The organism is Marinibaculum pumilum, from assembly GCF_042646425.1.
Lineage (GTDB): Bacteria > Pseudomonadota > Alphaproteobacteria > Ferrovibrionales > Ferrovibrionaceae > Marinibaculum > Marinibaculum pumilum.
On record NZ_JBHRTR010000054.1, the window covers coordinates 237,758 to 253,521 of the forward strand.

At 71.2% G+C, this 15,764-nt stretch carries 12 protein-coding genes; 8 read left to right on the top strand and 4 right to left on the bottom strand.

Annotated elements, in window-relative coordinates; all coding sequences use genetic code 11:
• Positions 1-53: 53 nt before the first annotated feature.
• The 4 genes from ACFOGJ_RS28045 to ACFOGJ_RS28060 form a co-directional block, all read right to left on the bottom strand.
• Positions 54-1,289 (bottom strand): CaiB/BaiF CoA transferase family protein, encoded by a 1,236-nt coding sequence (locus tag ACFOGJ_RS28045; RefSeq protein ID WP_379906597.1) that lies wholly within the window; start codon positions 1,287-1,289, stop codon positions 54-56.
• Positions 1,290-1,323: 34 nt separating this feature from the next.
• Positions 1,324-2,112, bottom strand: coding sequence for an IclR family transcriptional regulator (locus ACFOGJ_RS28050; protein ID WP_379906598.1), 789 nt, complete (start codon positions 2,110-2,112; stop codon positions 1,324-1,326).
• Between the two features lie 125 nt (positions 2,113-2,237).
• Complete coding sequence (locus tag ACFOGJ_RS28055) at positions 2,238-4,220, bottom strand: PAS domain S-box protein (protein ID WP_379906599.1); 1,983 nt, start codon at positions 4,218-4,220, stop codon at positions 2,238-2,240.
• 100 nt (positions 4,221-4,320) lie between these two features.
• Positions 4,321-5,238, bottom strand: a complete 918-nt coding sequence (locus tag ACFOGJ_RS28060; protein ID WP_379906600.1) for a LysR substrate-binding domain-containing protein — start codon at positions 5,236-5,238, stop codon at positions 4,321-4,323.
• A gap of 118 nt (positions 5,239-5,356) precedes the next feature.
• On the opposite strand from ACFOGJ_RS28060, the gene ACFOGJ_RS28065 reads away from it, so the two are divergent.
• From ACFOGJ_RS28065 to ACFOGJ_RS28100, 8 genes are all read left to right on the top strand, one after another.
• Complete coding sequence (locus ACFOGJ_RS28065) at positions 5,357-7,180, top strand: acyl-CoA dehydrogenase family protein (protein ID WP_379906601.1); 1,824 nt, start codon at positions 5,357-5,359, stop codon at positions 7,178-7,180.
• 115 nt (positions 7,181-7,295) lie between these two features.
• A complete protein-coding gene (locus tag ACFOGJ_RS28070) occupies positions 7,296-8,927 on the top strand; it encodes a methyl-accepting chemotaxis protein (protein WP_379906602.1) in 1,632 nt (543 codons plus the stop codon).
• A 7-nt stretch (positions 8,928-8,934) separates the two neighbouring features.
• On the top strand, positions 8,935-9,453 hold the full coding sequence (locus tag ACFOGJ_RS28075; RefSeq protein ID WP_379906603.1) for a chemotaxis protein CheW: 519 nt from the start codon (positions 8,935-8,937) through the stop codon (positions 9,451-9,453).
• 19 nt (positions 9,454-9,472) lie between these two features.
• Positions 9,473-10,672 (top strand): CheR family methyltransferase, encoded by a 1,200-nt coding sequence (locus tag ACFOGJ_RS28080; RefSeq protein WP_379906604.1) that lies wholly within the window; start codon positions 9,473-9,475, stop codon positions 10,670-10,672.
• A complete protein-coding gene (locus ACFOGJ_RS28085) occupies positions 10,672-11,352 on the top strand; it encodes a chemotaxis protein CheW (protein WP_379907080.1) in 681 nt (226 codons plus the stop codon). Before ACFOGJ_RS28080 ends, ACFOGJ_RS28085 begins: the two co-directional genes overlap by 1 nt.
• The gene (locus ACFOGJ_RS28090) at positions 11,349-13,598 is read left to right on the top strand and encodes a hybrid sensor histidine kinase/response regulator (protein ID WP_379906605.1); all 2,250 of its coding nucleotides are present in this window, start codon (positions 11,349-11,351) and stop codon (positions 13,596-13,598) included. Before ACFOGJ_RS28085 ends, ACFOGJ_RS28090 begins: the two co-directional genes overlap by 4 nt.
• Before the next feature lie 31 nt (positions 13,599-13,629).
• Entirely contained in the window at positions 13,630-14,634 is a 1,005-nt protein-coding gene (gene cheB / locus ACFOGJ_RS28095) for a chemotaxis response regulator protein-glutamate methylesterase (RefSeq protein WP_379906606.1), read from the top strand.
• Between the two features lie 55 nt (positions 14,635-14,689).
• Positions 14,690-15,700: a diguanylate cyclase domain-containing protein gene (locus ACFOGJ_RS28100; RefSeq protein ID WP_379906607.1), complete on the top strand. Its 1,011-nt coding sequence runs from the start codon at positions 14,690-14,692 to the stop codon at positions 15,698-15,700.
• Positions 15,701-15,764: the final 64 nt, after the last annotated feature.

Genomic DNA, 15,764 nt, shown 5'->3' on the forward strand with positions numbered 1-15,764 from the left:
AATGGCAGGCAGGGGAGTCCGGTTCGGGACGCGGCCGGAGGGCACTCGACGCGCTAGATGACCCGCTTTCGACGGAGCCGCGCGATCTCCTCGCCGGTCAGGCCGGCCATGGCGGAAAGCACCTCGTCGGTATGCTGTCCCAGGCCCGGCCCGGTGCAGGCGACCCGGCCGGGCGCATGGCGCATCTTCGGCACCACGTTCTGCATCGTGACCCGGCCCAGTTCGGCATCCTCCACTTCGACGAAGGACTGCCGCTGCCGCAGATGCTCCGACCGGCAGACGTCGGCGGCATCGTTGACCGGCCCGCCGGAGACGCCCTCGCGCTCGAAGACGGCAAGGACCTCCGCCTCGTCACGGGCCGCGATCCAGCCGCCGACGATCAGGTCGAGCGCTTCCGCATTGCGTACCCGGGCGGGGTTGTCCCGGAAGTCGGGATGGCCGATCAGCTCGGGCCGGCCGATGGCCCGGGCGAGCCGCTCGAACACCGGCTGGGCGGAGGCGCTCATCGAGAACCAGCGCCCGTCCAGGGTCCGGTAGATGTTGCTGGGCCCGGCATACTGGCTGCGGTTGCCGGAGCGCCGCCGCGCGGTGCCGAGCTGATCGACCTCGATCACCGAGAATTCCAGCATCCGGATCATCGCGTCGACCAGGGACAGGTCGATCTCCTCGCCCGCCGCCTGCGGATCGGCCTTCTGGCGGTAGCAGGCGATCAGGATGCCGATTGCGCCGAACAGGCCGGCCACGCCGTCGGCAACGGGATAGCCAAGATGCAGCGGCGGCCGGTCCGGGTCGCCGCACAGGGCGGTGAAGCCGGAATAGGCCTCCGCGATGCGGGCGAATCCCGGCCGGCTCGCAAGCGGCCCGTCCTGGCCGTAGCCGGTGAGGCGGAGGATCACCAGCTTCGGGTTCAGCGCCCGCAGCACCTCGCGCGGGAAGCCGTAACGGTCCAGGGTGCCGGGGCGGAAATTTTCCGTCAGCACGTCGAACTGCGGCAGCAGCCGGCGGAACACCTCCTGGCCCTCTGCCTGTCGCAGGTCGAGGGTGATGCCCTTCTTGTTGCGGTTGGTCACCTTCCACCACAGGGGCACGCCGTCCTTGTGCGGCGGCAGCTGGCGCATCGTGTCGCCGACCCCGGGCAGCTCGACCTTGACCACCTCGGCACCGAAATCGGCAAGCAGGGTGCTGGCAACGGGGGCCGCGATCATCGTGGAAATGTCGAGGATCCGCAGGCCATGCAGCGGCTGGCGTGCACCCGCCCTTTCGCCGTCGTCGCCGTCGCGCTCGCTCATCCGCCGCCTGCCCGTTCCGCCTCGACCCACGGCCCTACTGGTGCTGCCGCCGAAGCTCGGCAGAGGTCTTCTCCGCCGCCTCCCGTGCGGCGGCGGCGCATTGCTCCATGTAGGCGTCCGTGGCGCGCGAGATCGGCATGACGATGCTGATGGCGCCGTTCACCGAGCCATCCGGCGACACGACCGGCGCGGCCGCGCCCGCCGCCTCCGACGACCATTCCTGGCGCCCGATCGCCCAGCCCTGCCGTCGCACCCGGTCGATCCGCTCGCGGACCTCCGCGCCGGACACGGTGCGGCCGCCGGCCGTCTCGCGCTCCGCCGCGGGCCGTTCGTCGATGCGCCGCAGGATCACGTCCAGCTGGTCGTCAGGCAGGGCGGACAGCAGGCACTGCCCCGCGGCGCCCAGATGGACCGGGCGGCGGTCGCCGACCTCCAGGACGAAGCGCACCGGCTGCATCGAGGGCAGGCTGTGGGTGGTCACCCGGTCCAGTTCCTCGCGGACGATCAGGCAGACCGTCTCGCGAGTGCGGCTGCGCGCCTCTTCCATGAAAGGCTGCGCGCATTCGAACAGGCCGTCGCGATCCAGCAGCTTGCGGGCCAGCCCGATGCAGCCGAACGACAGGCGGTACAGGCCTGTGCGGGAATCGTGGATCAACAGCCCTTCCTTCGCCAGGGTGCGGGCCAGGCGCAGGACGGTGACCTTGTTGAGCTTCATCCGGGCGGCAAGCTCCGCCAGGGACAGGTCGACGGCGCCGCCCTCGAAACAGCGCAGCACCGCCACGGCCCGGCTGACGGTCTGCAATACGGTGGTGTCCTGTGCCACGTCGGACGCTCCTGCCCTCGTCTTCCCCGACGTCATAGCCGCCCCGCCGGGCAATTTCAATATAAGGTGTAGCGTTTTATTATATGTATCCACGCCGCGCACCAGCGGGGCGGCGGCTGGGGATATCAGACCCCGGCGCGGCCCGGCTGGCCTGCCAGAAGACGCTCCAGTTCCGCGGTCAGGGCCGGCAGCTGGACCGGCTTCGGCAGGAACGGGGCGCCGCGGAAGGCGGCCGGCTGCTGCGACGGCGCATAGCCGGAGACGGTGACGAAGGGCAGGCCACAGGCGGTCAGCCGCGCCGCCACCGGGTCCGCCATCTCGCTGCCCAGGTTGATGTCCAGCACCGCGCAGTCGCAGCCCGGTGTCTCGATCAGGGCCAGCGCCTGGTCGACGCGGGCGACCGGGCCGACCACGGCAAAGCCGGCCTGTTCCAGCGCGCCGGCCAGTTCGAAGGCGACCAGGGCCTCGTCCTCGACCACCAGGACCCGGCGCCCGGGCGGTGCGGCAGCGGCGGGCATGACGCCGCCGGCATCTGCCTGCAGTCCGGCATGCGCCGCGAGGGCGCGCCCGTCGGTGCAGGTCATGCGCCACGCGAAACCGTCGGCCGCGAAATCCAGGGCCACATCCGCGCCCAGCATCTGCCTGGCGATGCGGTCCAGGACGATCGAGCCGAAGCCGCGCCGGCTGGGTGGCGTCACGGCTGGCCCGCCCCGCTCCTGCCATCGCACCGACAGGCGAGGGCCAGCCCCCGCCCCGTCCGTCCCGTCGCGGGCCGCCCCCCTGCGATCCGCTCCACTGCGATCCGCCCCACTGCGATCCGCCCCACTGCGATCCTCGGCCTCTTCGGTCGCCGGCAGCAGGTCCCAGCCCACCTCGACCGTCCCCGCCTGGTTCGACAGGGCGCCGTACTTGCCGGCGTTGGTGGCCAGTTCATGCAAGGCCATGCCCAAGGCCTGCGCGGCGGTCGCGGTCAGCAGGACCGCTGGCCCCGACAGCCGGATGCGCGGACCGATCAGGTCGGCAAAGGCGGCGAGCTGGGCGCGGATGAGGTCCTCCAGCAGCACGCCGCGCCATTCCTGGCGCACCAGCAGGTCCTGGCTGGCGGACAGGCCCTGGATGCGCTGCTCGAAGCGGTGGATGAAGTCGGTGCCGCCGGCCGCCGCGGTCTGCCGTGCGACCGCCTGCACCACGGCCAGCAGGTTCTTTGAGCGGTGGTTGACCTCGCGCAGCAGCAGGCGGACCTGCTCCTCGCGCTCGCGCTGCTCGGTGACGTCGGTATTGGTGCCGAACCAGCGCACGATGCGGCCGCCGCCGTCGCGGATCGGCAGGGCACGGGACAGGAACCAGCGATAGCGGCCATCTGCGCCGCGCAGCGGGAAGGTGTCCTCCCACGGCTCGCCGGTGTCCCAGGAATGCTGGATGCGGGCGACCACCCGGTCGACATGGTCCGGGTGGTGGACCTTCCGCCAGCCCCAGCCCTCCATATCCTCCAGGGTTGTACCGGTATAGTCGTACCAGCGCCGGTTGTACCAGAAGATCCAGCCCTGCGGGTCGGCCATCCAGGCGAACTGGGAGATGTTGTCCGCCAGGGTGCGGAAGCGCCGCTCCCCCTCCAGCAGCGCCGCCTCCATTTCCTTGCGTTCGGAGATGTCGCGCAGGATGAAATGGACCTGCCCCTCGGAGAGACGCCGTCCGGCCAGCTCGCCGACAAAGCTCGAGCCGTCCTTGCGCAGGAACTGCCATTCGGCGCGATGCACCTGGCCGCGCGCCAGGTCGGTCAGCAGCGGCGCGACGCGCTCCAGTTCCGCCATCGCGACGAGGTCGGCGAAGCCGCTGGCCAGCACCTGCTGGCGGGTCATGCCCAACAGGGCGGAGCCTGCGGGATTCACCTCCACGATGCGGCCTTCCGCGGTGGCGACGAACATGCCGTCCACCGCCTGCTCGACCAGCTGGCGATAGTCGAGCCCACCGCCGTCCCGCGGACCGGACGCCAGCCGCCCGATCCGGCCGGCAAGCCGCCAGATCGCTTTCCGAGCGGCCGTCCGGGCCGGGGACTGCCCAGGCCGCGATTCACTGTCCTGCGGTCCGGTTGTCTTCTGTGGTGGCATCGCTTCCTGTCTGAATACCGAGGGACGGGCCAGAATGACGGCAACCCTGACGGCGCGCACCAACAAATGACTTGGCGGCAAATGTTCTGGCGGCGCCGCGTCAGCCGGCCGCCCGCGCCTGGTCGAGCCGGTAGGATCCCGGCCCTTCCGCGATCCGGTCCTGCAGCCAGGCGGAAAACGTGGCCAGGGCCGGGTCGCCGGTCAGCCGTGCCTCGTGCTGCAGCACGAAATGGCGCCGGGTGGGACGCGCCACCGGATGCGCCACCACCACCTGCCCGCCGGCAAGGTCCGGCGCCAGCAGGGCCTCGATCGCGATGGCGAAGCCCAGGCCGGCGGCGGCGGCATCCATGGCCATGCCGATGCTTTCGAAGCTGCTGCCACCCTGCACGTCGACATTGCGGAAACCGGCATGGGACAGCCAGCGCGGCCAGTCCTCCGGCCGCGCCCGGGAGTGCAGCAGCGGCACCGCCGCGAAGTCCGGCGGGCCCTGCTCCAGCCAGCCGGGCGCACAGACAGGCACGGCGGATATCGGCACCAGCCGCCGGCTGACCAGCCCGGGGCGCGGCACGGCATCCGACACCGCGATCACCGCATCGTAGCGCCCGGGCAGCAGGTCCAGCGGGTTCAGGCTGGTGTGCAGGTCGACCGCCAGATCGGGATGCCGCCGTGCCAGGTCCGGCCAGAGCGGCAGCAGCAGGCGCGAGGCGAAGAAGCCGTAGACACCGATCGACAGCCGGCGGAAGCGCCGCAGGCGCACGCCGCTGGCGGCGTCCGAGATCCGATCCAGGCCGTCGCGCGCCGCCTCCGCCAGCGCGGCGCCGGCAGCCGTGAGGGTCAGCCCCGCGGCATGGCGGACGAACAGCCGCTCGCCCAGTTCCGCCTCCAGGCCGCGGACATGACGGCTGACCGCGCCGGGGGTCACCGCCAGCTCGTCGGCCGCATGGGTGATGGAGAGGTGGCGCGCCGCCGCCTCGAACGCGCGAACGCCATGAAGGGAGGGCAGCTTCCGCCAGGCCATGGTTTGAGTCTAGATCAATACCGCGGCCGAACAAGTCGTTTGTCGGGCCTGGAATGCAAGCCTACTCTCAGGCAAAAGGCGGCACCAGAGGCGCGCGCCGGATGCAGGAGGAGATGCAATGAACCAGCAATTCGCAGCCGAGGCGCTGACCGGCGGGCAGCAGGGCGCCCAGGCAGCTACTTTGGCGGGCCGCCGCGCCGCCGCCTCTCGCTCCGCCTATCTGGCGCCGACCTGCCGGGGACAGAACTTCTACGACATCGACCGCGGCCTGCAGGGACTGCTGGACCTGTACATGGAGCCGGCGCTGCGGACGCATCTGGCGCCGCACCTGCAGGACCTGGGCGGGCTGGCCGGCGGCCGGCTGGACGAACTGGCGGCGATCGCCGACCGCCACACCCCCGTGCTGCATCCGCGCGACGCCTTCGGCCGCGACGAGGAATGGATCGAGGCGCATCCCGCCTATCGCGAGATGGAGGAGATCGGCTTCGGCCGCTTCGGCATCCATGCCATGTGCCACCGCGCCGGGGTGCTGGACTGGCCCGCGCCGATGCCGCCGATCGCGAAATACGCCTTCCACTACCTGTTCGCGCAGGCGGAGTTCGGCCTGCTCTGCCCGATCAACCTGACCGACAGCTCGTCGGAGCTGGTCGACCGTTTCGGCAGCGCGGAGATCCGCGACCGCTACCTGCCGGGGATGTGGACCCAGAACCGCGACGAGCTGCTGCGCGCGGCGCAGTTCATGACCGAGAAGGTCGGCGGCTCCGACGCCGGCGCCGCGGAGCTGCTGGCCACCCGCGACGGCGATGCCTGGCGGCTGTGGGGCGAGAAATGGTTCTGCTCCAATGTCGACGCGGAGGTGGCGGTGCTGCTGGCACGGCCGGAAGGGGCCGGCCCCGGCGGCAAGGGGCTGGGCCTTTTCCTGATGCCGAAGTTCCTGGAAGACGGCAGCCGCAACGCCTATCGCGTCGTGCGCCTGAAGGACAAGCTGGGCAGCAGGTCGATGCCCAGCGGCGAGATCCTGTTCGACGGTGCTGTCGCCTACCAGCTGGGCGAACTGGACCGCGGCATGAAGCAGATGCTGGTGATGGTCAATTCCAGCCGCATCTCCCACCTGACCCGTGCCGCCGGCATGATGCGCCGCTGCCTGAACGAGGCGATGACCGCCAGCCGCCACCGCAATGCCTTCGGCCGCGCGGTGATCGAGCATCCGCTGCAGCGCCGGCAGTTGATGAAGCTGATGGTGCCGACGGAGCAGGCACTGTCGATCCTGATGTACGCCGCCGCCCTGTCCGGCGAACCGGAGGGGGATGCCGGCGTCGAGGCCGTTCTGCGGATGCTGACGCCGATCGCGAAGTACCGCGCCTGCCGTGACAATGTCACCGTCGCCACCGGCGCGATGGAGGCCCGCGGCGGCAACGGCTATATCGAGGATTTCCCCAATGCCCGCCTGGTGCGGGATGCCCATCTGGGCCTGATCTGGGAAGGGACCAGCAATATCAACGCGCTGGATGCGGTGCAGCGGGCGGTCGGCAAGGTCGGCGCGCACCGGGCGCTGCGGGACGACCTGGTGGAGCGGTTGGACGCCGCCCAGGGGCTGCCCGGGCAGTTCCGCACCCGGCTGGGCAACGGCATCGCGGAGGCGGTGCGCTTTGCCGAGGAGGTAGCGGCCGCACCGGAGAACGAGCGGTTCTGCCGCCTGGCCGCGGGGCAGCTCTACCACGCCACCACGGCCGCCCTGCTGGCAGTGGAAGGGCTGCGATTGGCGGCGGCGCAGGGCGATGCAAGCCGCCTCCTGCTGTCGCGCTTCGTGCTGGAGCATCGCATGCAGGCCTCCCGCCCGCTCAGCCTCTCCGCCCTGGCCTGGGAGGATGAGGCCACCAGCCTTCTGCTGGGCGGCGATCCTGTGCCCCTGGCGGCGGCGGAGCCGCTTCTGGTGGCCTGACGGATCGCGGCGGCGGCCGACCGGATCCGGCCGACCGCCCTTCGCAGGATTGTCCCCAAAGGATATAGCCCGCATTCTGCCCCCAGAGCGGCGCATCATGCCTGCGGGGAATGCCATGTCGAACGTGACCGTCCGGGTCAGGATCATCGCCAGCTTCGCCGTCATCGTGGCGATCCTGCTGCTGGCCAACGTGATCGTCTATCTCGGCCTGTCGGCGATCGAACGGGACGCGAACCGGATCGAGAATGTCTCGCTGCCGGGCCTGCTGCAGGCCGCGACGATCCGCTCCGCCTGGGTCGACCATATGCTGGAGACCCAGTCTCTGATGGTCGACCTCGCCGATCGCGAGGAGCGGATGCGCAGCGGCAGCGACCAGGAGATCTTCCTGAACCTCGCGCAGCAGCTCGATGCCGCCACCAGCGCCTACGAGGCGACAGTCCTGTCCGCCGAGGACAGGCGCCTTCTCGAGGGATTCAAGGGCGCACGGGACCGCTACCTGGCGCTGCACGACGAATGGCTGGCACTGATGCGGGCAAACCAGGTGGCGGCCGCGGAGCGCTTCATCACGGAACGGCTGCGGCCAAGCTGGGCAACCGGCCGCACCACGCTCAACGAGCTGCTGAGGCTTAATGAGGCGGTCGGCGACGCCGCCACCCACGACATCAACCGCTCGATCACCAACACCGAGGGCGCGCTTCTGGTCTCGGCCGTGCTGGCCCTTCTGGCGGCGATCGCCAGCGGGCTGCTGCTGCTGCGCGCGATGACCCGGCCGATCGGCGCGATCGTCCGCTCCCTGAAGCAGTTGGGCGGCGGCGATCTCTCCGTGCGCCTGGACCTGCAGCGCAGGGACGAGTTCGGCGCGATCGAGCAGGGCTTCAATCAGATGGCGGAGGAGCTGAACGTCCTGGTGGCGCAGGCGCAGCGCTCCGCGGTCCAGATGACGACTTCGGTGACGGAGATCGCCGCCTCCGCCAAGCAGCAGCAGAGCACGGCATCGGAAACGGCGGCGACGGCGAAGGAGATCGGCGCCACCTCGCGCGAGATCGCCGCCACCTCGCGCGAGCTGGTGCAGACCATGGGCGAGGTGTCCGGCACCGCGGAGCAGACCTCGGTCCTGGCGGGTTCCGGCCAGCACGGCCTGGCGCGAATGGAGGAGGTGATGCGCCAGGTCACCACCGCGGCCGAGACCGTCAACGGCAAGCTGGCCGTCCTCAACGAGAAGGCCGGCAACATCACCCAGATGGTGACCACCATCGTGAAGGTCTCCGACCAGACCAACCTTCTGTCCCTGAACGCCGCGATCGAGGCGGAGAAGGCCGGCGAGTACGGCCGCGGCTTCGCCGTCGTGGCGTCGGAAGTGCGGCGCCTGGCGGACCAGACCGCGGTGGCCAGCTATGACATCGAGCAGATGGTGCGGGAGATCCAGTCCGCCGTCTCTGCCGGCGTGATGGGCATGGACAGGTTCTCCGAGGAGGTGCGCCGCGGCCTGTCGGAGATGGCCCAGGTCGGCGGCCAGCTGTCGGAGATCATCCAGCAGGTGCAAGCCCTGGCGCCGCGCATCCAGACGGTGAACGAGGGCATGCAGGCGCAGGCCTCCGGTGCGGAACAGATCAACGAGGCGCTGACCCAGCTGGGCGAGGCCAGCGGCCAGACCGCGGAGGCGATCCGCCAGGCGGGCCGCGCGATGGAGGAACTGAACCAGGTGGCGACCGACCTGCGTGCCGGCGTCACCCGCTTCAAGGTGTGAGGCGGGTATGGTCGCGGCTGCGACCCGGGGTACCGGCCCTGGCGGCCGGCTGCACCTGCTGTTCACCCTGGGCGGGGACCGCTATGCCCTGCCGGCCTCGGTAATCGTGGAGGTGCTCGCCCTGCGCCCGCTGAAGCGGGTCCCGGAGGCGCCGCCCTGGATCGCCGGGCTGCTGACCCGCGGCGGACGGGCGGTGCCGGTGATCGACCTGGCCGTCCGGCAAGGCGGGCCGCCGGCCGCCCGCCGGGCCAGCACCCGGCTGGCGATCGTCGACTATGAGCCGCAGCCGGGTGCGCCGCGCCGTCAGCTGGGGCTGGTGCTGGAACAGGCGACCGAGACCCGCCGGCTGGACGAGGCCGGGTTCGGCCCGTCCGGCCTGACGACCGGCCCGGCCGGCTATCTGGGCGCGGTCGGCGCCGAACCGGGCGCCGCCCCGCCGCGCATGGTGCAGCGGATCGAGGTGGCCGGGCTGCTGCCGGCGGATGTCCGCGACATCCTGTTCCCGCCGGACGCGGACGCGGGATGATCGGGCCGGCGAGGGCGGCATGAGCGACAGGATCGAAGCCCTGCTGCAGGACGCGATCGGCCTGGACGCGGCCAGCATCGGCCCCTCGGTGATCGACAGCGCGATCCGGCAGCGCTGCGAAGCCCGCGGCTGTGCCGGCGAGGCCGCCTACTGGCCGCTGCTGGCGGCATCGGCGGTGGAACGCCAGGCCCTGGTGGAGGCCGTGGTCGTACCGGAGACGTGGTTCTACCGCTATCCCGATTCCTTTGCCCTGCTGCAGCGGCTGGCGCGGGAGCGGCGCGACGATCATCCCGGCTCGGCGCCGCTGCGCCTGCTCAGCCTGCCCTGCTCGACCGGCGAGGAGCCCTACTCGATGGCCATCGCGCTGCTGGAGGCCGGCCTCCTCGCGGACGCCTTCCGGATCGAGGCGATCGACGTCAGCACACAGGCGCTGGCAGCCGCGGGGACCGGCATCTACGGCAGCAACGCCTTCCGCGACGACCTGCCCCAGGCCGTGCTGCGCCGGCATTTCATCCGCGACGGCAAGGCCTGGCGGATCGCCGGTCATGTCCGCGACCGGGTCCGGTTCCGCCGCGGCAGCCTGCTGGACCCGACCCTGATGGGCGGTGAGCTGCCCTGCGATTTCCTGTTCTGCCGCAACCTGCTGATCTATTTCGACCGGCCGACCCAGCAGCGCGCGGTGCGCATGCTGCGGCGCATGCTGCATCGCGACGGCGTGCTGTTCGCCGGCCCGGCGGAGGCAGCGTCGCTGAGCCTCTGCGGCATGGCCGCGGTCGGGGTGCCCAACAGCTTCGCCTTCCGCCACCCCGCACCGGCGGCCACGCCGCCCCCGCCCGCTGCCCGCAGGACGGTGCCTGCGGCGCCGGCATCGCGGCCCGTCTCCGCCCCGCCACCTTTCGCGGGCAATGCAGCGAGCGCGGGACCGGCCGCGCCGCCGTCGGCGGCGGAGGATCGGGACGCAGAGCTTGCCGCCATCGCCAGCCTGGCCGATGCCGGCCGGACCGGCGAGGCGCTGTCGCTGTGCAGCGCCAGCCTGGCCCGTCGCGGACCGGATGCCGACCTGTACTACTGGCTCGGCCTGCTGCACGACGCGCAGGATGACGCGGACACGGCGCGCAGCTACTACCGCAAGGCGCTCTACCTGCAGCCCGACCATCCGGAGGCCGGCGCCCAGATGACCGCGCATCGCGGCCGCCGCGACCGCGGGAGGCAGGGGTGATGCAGGCGGATGGTGCATCGGCCAGGATCGACGATTGCTGGAACCGGATCGGCATCGCCGGCGACCGGAGCTGCCCGCTGCTTGCCGACCATATCCATTGCCGGAACTGCCCGGTCCAGTCGGCGGCGGCCATCGCCCTGCTCGACCGCTTCGCGGCCGGCCTGCCGGAACAGGCGGCGCAGGACGATAGCCCAACCCGGACCGCCGGTGCGGAACCCGGCGCGCAGCGCCGGCTGCTGGTCTTTCGGGTGGGTGCGGAATGGCTCGGCCTGGCGCCGCGCAGCCTGCTGGAAATCGCCCCTGCAGCGGCCATCCACAGCCTGCCGCACCAGCGCAATGCCGCCATCCTGGGCGTCGCCAACCGGCGCGGCACCCTGATCCCCTGTATCTCCCTGGCCCGCTTCCTGGATACTGCGGAGACGGAGGCGGAGCTGCGGCACGACGACCGGCGGATCGTGCCGCGGACCCTGATCCTGGCAGCCGAGGACGGCGCCATCGCCGCCCCGGTCGACGAGGTGGACGGCATCCAGGCGGTGTCGGTGGCGGCGCTCCTGCCGGCTGCCAAAGGTGCCCGCCCCATCGGTCGCTACGCCGCCGGCGTGCTGCGCCGGCAGGGACGCAGCATCACCCTGCTGGACGATGCGGCCTTCCTGCGGGCCCTGGCAGGAAGCCTGGCATGACCGACCCGGAGGACCTCCAGAACGCCTCGATGCTGGACCTCTTCCGCATGGAGGCCGAAGCGCAGGCCGGCGTCCTCAATGCCGGCCTGCTGGCGCTGGAGCGCAGCCCGACCGATCCGGCGCAGCTGGAGGCCTGCATGCGCGCCGCGCATTCCCTGAAGGGGGCGGCCCGCATCGTCGATCTGGCAGCCGGTGTGCGGCTGGCCCATGCGATGGAGGATGTCATGGTCGCCGCACAGGAGGGCCGGCTGTTGCTGGGCGCGGCGCATATCGACGCGCTGCTGCAGGGGACCGACGCCCTGCTGCACATCGCCGATGCCGGCAGCGGCGGCGGCGACGCGATCGACGCCCTGGTCCAGCGCCTGGAAACGCTGCCGGCAGGGAGCACCGCAGACCCGGGCACGGAAGTCACGGCATCGCCGACCGCACCGACCGAGACCCCCGCGCCCGACCCGGCGCCGGCGGCCGAAGCGCAGCCTGAGGCAGTCCAGGCGGGACCGGTGCCAGCCCGCGCGCTTCGGGTCTCCGCCGCGCATCTGGACGCCATGCTCGACATTTCCGCCAAGTCGCTGGTGGAGTTCCAGAAGGTCGGCAGCCTGCGCGCCACCCTGGACCGCCTGAAGCAGAGCCAGGCCGGCGCCGTGCGGCTGCTCGATGCCGTGCGCGAGGCCCTGCCCGCGGCGGCGCGGACGCAGGACGCCCTGGCCCTGCTGGCGGAGACGCGGGATGCGATGGCGGAAAGCCGGGAGATCCTGCAGGGGCATCTGGAGGCGTTCGAGGACTTCTCCTGGACCGGCGGCCGGCGCAGCCGCGAGATCTACGACGCGGCGCTGGCCTCCCGCATGCGTCCCTTCGCCGACATATCGACCGGCTGGGAACGGATGCTGCGCGACATCGCCCGGGACCTGGGCAAGCAGGTGCGGCTGGAACTGCTGGGCGCCGCCACCCCGGTCGACCGCGATGTCCTGGAACGCCTCGACGCCCCCATCGTCCACCTGCTGCGCAACGCGGTCGACCATGGCATCGAGGCGCCGGAGCTGCGTACGGCGCGCGGCAAGCCCGCAGCCGGCCTGATCCGGGTGGAGGCGCGCCATCATGCCGGCGACCTGGTGGTGGAGATCAGCGACGATGGCGCCGGCATCGACCTCGACCGGCTGCGGGGCGCGGTAACAGCCCATGGCTTTGCGCCGGAGGAAGCGGCGGCGCAGATGTCGGAGGAGGAACTGCTGGCCTTCCTGTCGCTGCCCGGCTTCAGCCTGCGCGGCGAGGTGACGGCCGTGTCCGGGCGCGGGGTGGGCCTGGACGCGGCGCAACACGACCTGCGCCAGCTGCGCGGCAGCCTGCGGATCGCGCAGACCCGGGGCGCCGGCTGCAGGTTCCACCTGCAGGTGCCGCTGACCCTGTCCGTGATCCGCAGCCTGGTGGTGGAGGTCGCCGGCGAGGCCTATGCCTTCCCGCTGTCGCGGATCGAACGCATGCTCCGGCTGCAGCCGGCGGAGATCGTGTATCTGGAAGGCCGGCAGCAGTTCTGGCAGGGCGACCGGCAGGTCGGGCTGCTGTCCGCCGGCCAGCTGCTGCAGCGCCCTGCAGGCGAGGTCGACCCGGCCGGCCTGCCGGTGGTGCTGCTGGGCGAGGGCGACGGCCTGCATGGCATCGCGGTCGACCGTTTCCTGGGCGAGCGCAGCCTGGTCGTGGTCCCGATCGATCCGCGTCTGGGCAAGATCCGCGACGTGGCGGCCGGCGCCATGCTGGATGACGGCCGCCCGGTCCTGATCCTGGATGTCGACGACCTGCTGGGCAGCATCGGCAAGGTGCTCGCCGGCGGCAGCCTGGTGCGGCTCGGCAGCGGCCTGCCGGCGGAGGCGGCCCGAAAGCGCGTCCTGGTTGTAGATGACTCCCTCACGGTCCGGGAATTGGAGCGCAAGCTTCTGGCCGGTCGCGGCTACGACGTGTCGGTGGCGGTGGATGGCGTGGACGGCTGGAACATGCTTCAGTCCGAACCCTTCGACCTGCTGGTCACCGACATCGACATGCCGCGGATGGACGGGATCGAGCTGGTGACCCGCCTGCGGGCCAATAACCGGCTTCAATCGATGCCCGTCATGGTGGTATCGTACAAGGATCGGGAGGAAGATCGCCGCCGCGGCCTCGAGGCCGGCGCCGACCGCTACCTCGCCAAGGCAGGCTTCCATGACGAAACACTCCTCGATGCGGTGCAGAGCTTGATCGGCGCGGCGCGCGAATGACCGGCGCCCGGGCGGCGACACGGGGCCGTCGATGAAAATCGGCATCGCCAATGACATGCCCCTTGCCGTCCAGGCGATCCGCAGGGCCCTGGCGCAGAATGGAGCGCACAGCGTCGTCTGGACCGCGACGAACGGTGCCGAGGCGGTCGCGCTCTGCCGGCAGGAGCTGCCCGACCTCATCCTCATGGACCTCCTGATGCCGGAGGTCGACGGCGTGGAGGCGGTCCGACGGATCATGGCCGCGACCCCCTGCCCGATCCTGATCGTCACCTCCGATGTCGACCGCAACATGAGCCTGGTGTTCAGGGCGATGGGGCACGGGGCCGTCGACGTGGTGATGACCCCGACCATGGGCAGCCGCCATGCCGCCGATGCCGCCGCCCTGCTGCGCAAGATCGACAACATCTCCTGGCTGACCGGCAACGGCCGGCCGAAGCGGGCGGCCCCGTCCCCGGTCCCGCCCCGGCGGCATGGCCGGCAGCATCTGGTCGCGATCGGCGCGTCGGCAGGCGGGCCGGTCAGCCTGGAGCGCATCCTGCGGTCCCTGCCCGCCGATTTTCCCGCGGGCATCGTCCTGGTGCAGCACGTGGATCCCGTCTTCGCCGCCGACATGGCCGACTGGCTGTCGCTGACCTCCGCCATTCCGGTCCGCCTGGCGCGGACCGGGGAGGTGCCGCTGCCGGGCACCGTCCTGCTGGCCGGCACCAGCGACCATCTGGCCATGGACGTGGCGGGGCGCCTGGCCTACGTCGCGGAGCCGGCGGAGCATTTCTATAAGCCGTCGATCGACGTGTTCTTCGACGCCATCGTCGCCAACTGGCCCGGCGATGCCATTGGCGTTCTGTTAACCGGCATGGGGCAGGATGGCGCCCGCGGACTGAAGAAACTCCGCGACTGGGGCGCCTTGACCATTGCGCAGGATCGGGCCACCAGTGCGGTCTATGGTATGCCGAAGGCGGCCGCCGAACTGGGTGCGGCGCTCGAGATTCTGCCGCTGTCCGGGATCGCCCCGCGCCTGATCGAGGCGCTGGCCTGATCCTGGGACCGGCCTTCAGTCTGCCTGGCGAGACACCGGCTGCGCGAGGAACAGGATGGAACTCACCGACGGGACCGATCGCATCGTGGAGCCGGCCGACAAGTCGGCGATGGTGCTCCTGATCGACGACCAGGTGATGATCTGCGAGGCGATCCGGCGTGCGCTGGCAGCAGAGCCCGATATCTGCTTGCACTACTGCACCGACGCCGGCCGGGCGCTGGACGTCGCGGAAGAACTGAAGCCGACGGTCCTGCTGCAGGACCTGATCATGCCGGGCATCGACGGCCTGACCCTGCTGCCGAGATACCGCACCAGCCCGGTGCTGCGCGACGTGCCGATCCTGGTCCTGTCGACGAAGGAGGATCCCAAGGTGAAGAGCGCCGCGTTCGAGGCCGGCGCCAACGATTACCTGGTGAAGATCCCCGACGCGATCGAGCTGGTCGCCCGGATCCGCTATCACTCCCGCTCCTACGTCGCGCTGCAGCAGCGCGACGAGGCGTTCCGCGCGCTGCGCGACAGCCAGCGGCAGCTGCTGGCCGCCAACCTGGAACTGGAGCGGATGATGAAGTCGGACGGCCTGACCGGGCTGGCCAACCGGCGCCATTTCGACGAGTACCTGGAGATCGAATGGCGGCGCGCGCATCGCAACCACCAGGACCTCTCGCTGCTGATGCTCGATGTCGACTTCTTCAAGCGCTACAACGACCGCTATGGCCATGTCGCGGGCGACAACGTGCTGCGGGAGATCGCGAAGGTGCTGAAGGCGTCCTGCGGCCGCGCCACCGACCTCGCGGCACGCTATGGCGGCGAAGAGTTCGCCATCGTCCTGCCGAACACGCCCGCCGACGGCGCCTTCGGCATGGCGGAGCGGGTCCGCCAGGCGGTGAAGGCGCTGGCGATCCCGCATTGCGCGCCGCAGGAAGGCGCCACGGTCAGCATCAGCCTGGGCTGCGCCACGGTGCGGCCGACCCCGAACGGCACGCCGACGGCACTGATCGAGGCCGCCGACCAGGCGCTCTACCGTGCGAAGGAAGGCGGCCGCGACCGGGTCGCCACCGCCGCCTGAGGACCCGCCGCTGTCAAAGCGGCCCAGGCGGAGAGGCCCAGCCCAGGACGCTCAGCTGAAGACG

What these genes read in the sequence shown, in the direction of transcription:
- cheB (WP_379906606.1), top strand. Translation starts at nt 13,630, where the DNA reads ATGAAAATCGGCATCGCCAATGACATGCCCCTTGCCGTCCAGGCGATC.
- ACFOGJ_RS28085 (WP_379907080.1), top strand. Translation starts at nt 10,672, where the DNA reads ATGCAGGCGGATGGTGCATCGGCCAGGATCGACGATTGCTGGAACCGG.
- ACFOGJ_RS28070 (WP_379906602.1), top strand. Translation starts at nt 7,296, where the DNA reads ATGTCGAACGTGACCGTCCGGGTCAGGATCATCGCCAGCTTCGCCGTC.
- ACFOGJ_RS28055 (WP_379906599.1), bottom strand. Translation starts at nt 4,220, where the DNA reads ATGCCACCACAGAAGACAACCGGACCGCAGGACAGTGAATCGCGGCCT.
- ACFOGJ_RS28060 (WP_379906600.1), bottom strand. Translation starts at nt 5,238, where the DNA reads ATGGCCTGGCGGAAGCTGCCCTCCCTTCATGGCGTTCGCGCGTTCGAG.
- ACFOGJ_RS28080 (WP_379906604.1), top strand. Translation starts at nt 9,473, where the DNA reads ATGAGCGACAGGATCGAAGCCCTGCTGCAGGACGCGATCGGCCTGGAC.
- ACFOGJ_RS28090 (WP_379906605.1), top strand. Translation starts at nt 11,349, where the DNA reads ATGACCGACCCGGAGGACCTCCAGAACGCCTCGATGCTGGACCTCTTC.
- ACFOGJ_RS28100 (WP_379906607.1), top strand. Translation starts at nt 14,690, where the DNA reads ATGGAACTCACCGACGGGACCGATCGCATCGTGGAGCCGGCCGACAAG.
- ACFOGJ_RS28075 (WP_379906603.1), top strand. Translation starts at nt 8,935, where the DNA reads ATGGTCGCGGCTGCGACCCGGGGTACCGGCCCTGGCGGCCGGCTGCAC.
- ACFOGJ_RS28045 (WP_379906597.1), bottom strand. Translation starts at nt 1,289, where the DNA reads ATGAGCGAGCGCGACGGCGACGACGGCGAAAGGGCGGGTGCACGCCAG.
- ACFOGJ_RS28065 (WP_379906601.1), top strand. Translation starts at nt 5,357, where the DNA reads ATGAACCAGCAATTCGCAGCCGAGGCGCTGACCGGCGGGCAGCAGGGC.